8 protein-coding genes are annotated in these 6,048 nt (G+C 64.6%); 4 read left to right on the top strand and 4 right to left on the bottom strand.

Translation table 11 applies throughout. The features are described 5' to 3' along the window. The 4 genes from WA702_RS01330 to WA702_RS01345 form a co-directional block, all read left to right on the top strand. Nucleotides 1-528, top strand: a 528-nt coding sequence (locus WA702_RS01330) for a metallopeptidase TldD-related protein (RefSeq protein WP_425108721.1), incomplete at its 5' end; no start/stop codon positions are given. After that, nucleotides 525-1,319: a signal peptidase I gene (gene lepB, locus WA702_RS01335; RefSeq protein WP_425108722.1), complete on the top strand. Its 795-nt coding sequence runs from the start codon at nt 525-527 to the stop codon at nt 1,317-1,319. The genes WA702_RS01330 and lepB, both read left to right, overlap by 4 nt. A gap of 13 nt (nt 1,320-1,332) precedes the next feature. Beyond that, nucleotides 1,333-1,671 (top strand): MmcQ/YjbR family DNA-binding protein, encoded by a 339-nt coding sequence (locus WA702_RS01340; RefSeq protein WP_425108723.1) that lies wholly within the window; start codon nt 1,333-1,335, stop codon nt 1,669-1,671. A gap of 14 nt (nt 1,672-1,685) precedes the next feature. Then, nucleotides 1,686-2,264, top strand: coding sequence for a nucleotidyltransferase family protein (locus WA702_RS01345; protein ID WP_425108728.1), 579 nt, complete (start codon nt 1,686-1,688; stop codon nt 2,262-2,264). Between the two features lie 36 nt (nt 2,265-2,300). Here WA702_RS01345 and WA702_RS01350 read toward each other — a convergent pair whose 3' ends face one another. The 4 genes from WA702_RS01350 to WA702_RS01365 all read right to left on the bottom strand — a co-directional run bounded on the left by WA702_RS01350 (nt 2,301) and on the right by WA702_RS01365 (nt 5,948). Continuing rightward, nucleotides 2,301-3,011: a cytochrome c biogenesis CcdA family protein gene (locus WA702_RS01350; RefSeq protein ID WP_425108724.1), complete on the bottom strand. Its 711-nt coding sequence runs from the start codon at nt 3,009-3,011 to the stop codon at nt 2,301-2,303. A 26-nt stretch (nt 3,012-3,037) separates the two neighbouring features. Continuing rightward, nucleotides 3,038-3,430 (bottom strand): thioredoxin family protein, encoded by a 393-nt coding sequence (locus WA702_RS01355; protein ID WP_425108725.1) that lies wholly within the window; start codon nt 3,428-3,430, stop codon nt 3,038-3,040. Between the two features lie 111 nt (nt 3,431-3,541). Continuing rightward, nucleotides 3,542-4,258 (bottom strand): PAN domain-containing protein, encoded by a 717-nt coding sequence (locus WA702_RS01360; RefSeq protein WP_425108726.1) that lies wholly within the window; start codon nt 4,256-4,258, stop codon nt 3,542-3,544. A 319-nt stretch (nt 4,259-4,577) separates the two neighbouring features. Further along, nucleotides 4,578-5,948, bottom strand: coding sequence for a glutamate--cysteine ligase (locus WA702_RS01365; RefSeq protein WP_425108727.1), 1,371 nt, complete (start codon nt 5,946-5,948; stop codon nt 4,578-4,580). Between the last annotated feature and the right edge of the window lie 100 nt (nt 5,949-6,048).

Here is a 6,048-nt window from a genome sequence, read left to right on the forward strand (position 1 = left end):
TCGCTGTCGATCGACGACGAGGGCACGCCGACCAACCGCACCGTGCTGATCGAGGACGGCATCCTGGTCGGCTACATGCAGGACCGCCAGAACGCGCGGCTGATGAACATGAAGCCGACCGGCAACGGCCGTCGTCAGGGCTATGCCCATGTGCCGATGCCGCGCATGACCAACACCTACATGCTGGCCGGCCAGCGTGATCCGGACGAGATCATCGCCTCGGTGAAGAACGGCATCTACGCGGCAAATTTCGGCGGTGGCCAGGTCGACATCACGTCGGGCAAATATGTGTTCCAGTGCACCGAGGCCTACAAGATCGAGAACGGCAAGATCGGCGCGCCGGTGAAGGGCGCGATGCTGATCGGCAACGGCCCGACCGATCTCAACCGCATCAGCATGATCGGCAATGATCTGTCGCTCGATACCGGCATCGGCACCTGCGGCAAGAATGGGCAGGGCGTCCCGGTCGGCGTCGGCCAGCCGACGCTGCGAATGGATCGGATCACGGTCGGAGGTACGGGTCGATGAGCGTCGAGAAGGTCACGGACGAGACCGCGCAGAGCAGCAAGGCTCAGGCCAAGCAGACCACTTGGGCCGGACAGATCGCGCAGCTCGCCGCCGTCGTGCTGGTGGTGTTCCTCGCCAAGGGCGCGATCGCCGAACCGTTCTACGTGCCGTCGGGCTCGATGGAGCCGACCTTGCTGATCGGCGATGCGCTGCTCGCATCCAAATTCCCCTACGGCTACGGCACCTCGTCGCTGCCGATGCAGATCACGCTGCCCGAGACCGGGCGCGTGTTTGGCGAGACGCCGAAGCGCGGCGACGTCGTCGTGTTCCGCTGGCCCGGCGACAACTCCCAGGCCTGGGTCAAGCGCGTCGTCGGCCTGCCGGGCGACCGTATTCAGATGCGCGATGGCCAGCTCTTTATCAATGGCCAGGCGGCGACCTTGAAGCCGGACGGCATGGGCCAGGCCGAGGACGACGACGGCCGCACCGAGCCAGCAGCCCGCTATATCGAGACGCTGCCCAACGGCGTCTCGCACCTGATCTTCAAGATGCGCGACAACGGTCGGTACGACAACACGGCGGAAGTGACGGTGCCAATCGGAAAATTGTTCGTGATGGGCGATAACAGGGACAATTCCGCCGACAGCCGCGTGTCGCTGCGCGACGGCGGCGTCGGGCTGTTGCCGATCGACAATCTGGTCGGCCGCGCCGATGCCGTGGTCGGCTCCTGGGATCTCGGCGTCCGCAACCAGCCCGTCTGGGCCTGGCTGTCGGGCTTCCGGCTCAACCGCTTCTTCACCGCGGTGAGGTAAGAGGTTTCCTCAGATGACCTTCGACGATGTCAGGGCCATGGCGCTGGCATGGCCGGAGGTCGTGGACGGCACGTCGTATGGCACAGCGGCGCTGAAGGTGCGCAAGAAACTGTTGGCGCGTCTGAAGGAGGACGGCGACAGCCTAGTTATTCCGAGCGTCCTCCAAGACGAGCGCGAGATGCTCGTGGAGAGCCGGCCGAAGCTGTTCTATTTTACCGAGCACTATCGCAACTATCCCATCGTTCTCGTGCGGCTATCGAAGGCCAGACGGGCCGAGGTCGAGCCGTTGCTGCGCCGGCAATGGCGCGCGCTGGCCTCAAAGGCGGCGCTGAAGAGCGTGGGCATAGCCTGACGGTGCCCGGCGCAATGAATAGCGACGATTTTGTCACCCTCACGCTGCGCAACCCAATAAACGAAGCCGTCACGCGCGAGGTCGCCACGCTCGCGTTGCCCGATGCGTGGCTCGTCGCTGGCTGCTTGACGCAGAGCGTCTGGAACGCGCAGACCGGACGCCCCATCGCCTACGGGATTAGCGACTACGATGTCTTCTATTTCGATCCCGATACGTCGTGGGACGCCGAGGACGCAATCATCAAGCGCGTTCAGGGCCGGTTTGCGGGCTGCGATGCCAGGATCGAAATCCGCAACCAGGCGCGCGTGCACCTCTGGTATCCCGCCAAGCACGGCAAGCCCTACGCGCCGCTCGCCTGCGCGACCGATGGTATCGACCGCTTTCTGACCGTGAACACGCAGGTCGGCATCCGCCATACCCGCAACGGCTACGAAGTCTACGCACCGAAGGGTTTTGGCGACATCGCCGACATGATCGTGCGGCCCAATCCGTCGCCGAATTTCTCGGCCGCGAACTACACGGCAAAGGCCGAGCGCTGGAAAGCGTTATGGCCGGAGATCAAGGTGATGGCAACGGACGGGCGCCGAGATTGAAAGCGATCGTGACGGCCACGGCCGACATGTCACGTATCAGACCGACGTCGTGAGCTCTGTCAGCCAAGCCGGCGAGATGTCGACCAGCCACGCCTCAAGTCGCTTGTCGACGCCACTGATGATCATGATCGCGACGAGGATGAAGGCCCCGCCCATCAGGCTCTTGCCCAACTTGCCGGCTGACAGGAGCCGGTTGCGCAGGCGCGACAATGTTGTCGCGGAGATCAGCCCAAGCAGGACGAGTGGCAATGCCGCGCCGACGCCGAAGGCGAACATCGTCAGCATCACCCGCAGCAAGTCACGTCCCTGCGCTGCCAGCAGCGATGCCGCCCCCAGGGTCGGACCGACGCAGGGTGACCAGACGGCGCCGAGTAACAAACCGATCATGAACTGACCGGTCATGCCCGACGAACCGAAGCCCTGAGCGCGGCGATCGGCCCAGCCTTGCATTGGACTGGCAGCCACCGCGACCTGCGCCTGCCAGGACGGCACCACCAGGACGATGCCAATCAGCAACATGATAACAGCGCCGGCCAGCCGGAACGTGGCGGCGTCAAATCCCGTTCCGGCCAGCGCCAGGACGAGGCCGAGAACGGTGAACGAGAGCGCCAGGCCTGCGGCGAGCGCCAGGGCGCCGCGGGGATGCGCGGAGGCCGCAGCTCCGAGCACGATCGGTACCAGCGGCAGCACGCAGGGCGACAGCACCGACAGCACGCCTGCGACGAAGGCCAACAGCAGCGTGATCATACGGGGTGCATGGAGGCGGTCACGTTCTACAGGCTCTTGTCGAGCAGCGCTGCGATCGAGGCCTCCTTGGTGTCTCCGACCGAGCGTCCTGTCTCCTTTGCGCCCTTGAAGACGATCAGGGTCGACTGCATCTTCGCGCCGAACGCCTGGACGGCAGGCTTCATATCGTCGAAATCGACCCGGAAGATCTTCAGATCCTTGAATTTCGGATCAGCCGCGAGCTTGTCGATGATCGGCTTCTGCGCCTTGCAGGTCGGGCACCAGCCTGCGTGGATCTCGACCAGGATCGATTGGCGGGCGGCTTGCGCCGCCTTGAACGCCGCATCGGAATAGGGAACGGTACTGTCGGCCCAGGCCTGGATCAGGCCGCCAAACATCACGGCTGCAGCAATTGCCGCCGCTCCAAACATCCTGCGCATCATTATCATCGCTGACGTCCTTCCCGTTCCGGTATCGCGGTCCGGATCGAATGATCCGGGCCGCGACCGAGTTACGCGGCCGAAAGCACGATGTTACGTGACTGCGCAGCTTTATCTGAGAACGCCCGACGTGAACCCGGCGCGGCGGCGCGGCGGCTTGATCTCCTTCTTCAGGAAGCAGTGCGCTTCCTTGCCGGCATAGCCCGGGCGGGCGAAGGTCCAGGCGCGGCACTTGTTATCGGCGGCACAGGTGGCCTTACAGAGGTCCTCGGCGTCGGCGCGGCGCTCGCCGGCCTTCTCGGCGGCTTTGTCGATGCTCTTTTCGCCGCTGCGGTCAACGCTCTTCTCGCCTGCCTTGTCCCCGGTCTTGTCGGCTCCTTTCTCGATGCCTCTCTCTGCGGCCTTCTCAGTTGCCTTGCCGTCGACGCCCCTGATCTCGAAGCTGCGATAGTCGCCGCCGGGACGATCGATGGCGGTCTCGACCGCGCCGTTGCGAATTTCGACCACGCCGGCGCCGCGCACGCCGGAGACACAGCAATTGTCGGGCACGCGCGGCGGCACCGTGCTTTTCAGCCAGCACACCGCACGGCTCTCGAGCACGGTCGGATAGTTGAAGCTCCAAGCCCGGCAGCGCCGGTCATGTTCACACAGCAATGCACAATCGGCCGGATCGCCCGATTCGATCGGCGCACTCGTGTAGTCGCCGCCCGGCCGGTCGAAATTCGCCTGCGCCGCGGCCGGCCGCACGAAGCCCGCGGCGAGGCAGGCCACCACCAGACATGCCCTCGAGAGGCGCTCGATCCTGATCCGCGAAAGCTTCCGACCCATTGGCCACGCTTGTGTTTTCCCCACCTGCCATTTGATCGCCACGAACCTGTATGGTGGATGAACGGGCCGGACACGTTTGGACACGAGCGGCGGAGCGGTCCCGGCGAGGACTCAGATTGCCACGCGGGATGCGGTGCGCACCCTCTCCGCGTTCTTCACAAGGCCGCGACGAACTGCGTTCGCGCTGAGAGAGTTGGAATCGGGGACAGACGCATGATCGGTGCGAGTTGAAAGCCTGTATCCCTCGCCCGGATTGCATCTCGACTCAATCCGACCTGTCCCCGCCAGCGGCCGCGAGCGGGGAGAGATCAAGGACCCCTCAGAACGCGTATTCCTGATAAGCCGGGTTGACCGAACCACCCCAGGCGCCGTGATATTTCGCCAGCATCTCCTCGGCCGGCGTGTGGCCCATCTCGATGATCTGGTCGAGCGGCTCCAGGTGCCGGGTCTCGTCGCGGCCGAGATGATCGATGCGGCCACGGCGACGCAGGCCATGATGCGCCAGCTTGAGGCATTCCTTGGCGATCTCGAACACGTAGCGGTTGCGGATGCGCGCCTTGAAGCCGAGGCGGGGCACGTCGTCGCGCACCGCCTGCCGCTCGAAGGCGGTCCACTCCTTGGCCAGATCCCAGGCTGCATCGAGCGTGACATCGTCATAGAGCAGCCCGACCCAGAATGCCGGCAGAGCCGGCAGCCGACCCCACGGCACGCCATCGGCGCCGCGCATCTCCAGGTAACGCTTCAGCCGCACCTCGGGGAAGATGGTCGACAGATGGTTGGCCCAGTCCGACAGCGTCGGACGTTCGCCGCGCATCGCCGGGTTCTTGCCTGCGAAGAAATCGCGGAACGAGGTGCCGGAGACGTCGATATAGGTCTCCTCGCGCTTGACGAAATACATGGGAACATCGAGCGCATAATCGACCCAGCGCTCAAACCCCATGCCCTGCTCGAACACCCATGGAATCATTCCGGCACGCGCGTTGTCGGTATCGCGCCAGATTTCCGAGCGAAACGAGAGAAAACCGTTCGGCTTGCCTTCGGTGAAGGGCGAGTTGGCAAACAGCGCGGTGGCCACCGGCTGCAACGCCACCGATACCCGCAATTTCTTGACCATGTCGGCTTCGGAGGAGAAGTCGAGATTGGTCTGCACCGTGCAGGTCCGGTACATCATGTCGAGGCCGTATTGGCCGACCTTCGGCATGTAATTGGTCATGATCTTGTAGCGGCCCTTGGGCATGACCGGGATCTGCGCCCGCGACCATGACGGCGTCATGCCGAGCCCGAGAAAGCCAATGCCGAGCGGGGCGGCGATCTCGCGCACCTGGGCAAGGTGCGCCATCAGCTCGGACTGGGTCTGGTGCACGGTTTCCACCGGCGCGCCCGACAATTCGAACTGGCCGCCCGGCTCCAGCGAGATCGCGCCGCCGCCGGTGACGTCATAGAGTCCGATGATGTTGCCGCGCTCCATGATCGGCTCCCAGCCGAGCAGCAGCTTCATGCCGTCGAGCAGCGCGCCGATGCCGCGCGCGCCTTCATACGGCACGGGATGGTGACCCTGCAGCGTGAACGGCGTCTTCTCGTGCTCGGTGCCGATCCGGAATTCGGAAGGCGCCTTCACGCCGTCCGCCAGCCACGCCACCAATTCGTCGCGCGATTGCAGCGGCGTCATATCGATCTGGTCACGCGCCATACAAAGTCCGGAGGTGGGGCGATTCGACCGAACGCGCCGCGGGGCAGGAGGTATCCCGGACCGGGCGGTCCGCAGATGCGAAAGAGAGATATAGGATCAT

Origin of the sequence: Bradyrhizobium sp. (assembly GCF_049798375.1) — a bacterium.
GTDB lineage: Bacteria > Pseudomonadota > Alphaproteobacteria > Rhizobiales > Xanthobacteraceae > Bradyrhizobium.

What these genes read in the sequence shown, in the direction of transcription:
- WA702_RS01365 (WP_425108727.1), bottom strand. Translation starts at nt 5,948, where the DNA reads ATGGCGCGTGACCAGATCGATATGACGCCGCTGCAATCGCGCGACGAA.
- WA702_RS01360 (WP_425108726.1), bottom strand. Translation starts at nt 4,258, where the DNA reads ATGGGTCGGAAGCTTTCGCGGATCAGGATCGAGCGCCTCTCGAGGGCA.
- WA702_RS01345 (WP_425108728.1), top strand. Translation starts at nt 1,686, where the DNA reads ATGAATAGCGACGATTTTGTCACCCTCACGCTGCGCAACCCAATAAAC.
- WA702_RS01340 (WP_425108723.1), top strand. Translation starts at nt 1,333, where the DNA reads ATGACCTTCGACGATGTCAGGGCCATGGCGCTGGCATGGCCGGAGGTC.
- lepB (WP_425108722.1), top strand. Translation starts at nt 525, where the DNA reads ATGAGCGTCGAGAAGGTCACGGACGAGACCGCGCAGAGCAGCAAGGCT.
- WA702_RS01350 (WP_425108724.1), bottom strand. Translation starts at nt 3,011, where the DNA reads ATGATCACGCTGCTGTTGGCCTTCGTCGCAGGCGTGCTGTCGGTGCTG.
- WA702_RS01355 (WP_425108725.1), bottom strand. Translation starts at nt 3,430, where the DNA reads ATGCGCAGGATGTTTGGAGCGGCGGCAATTGCTGCAGCCGTGATGTTT.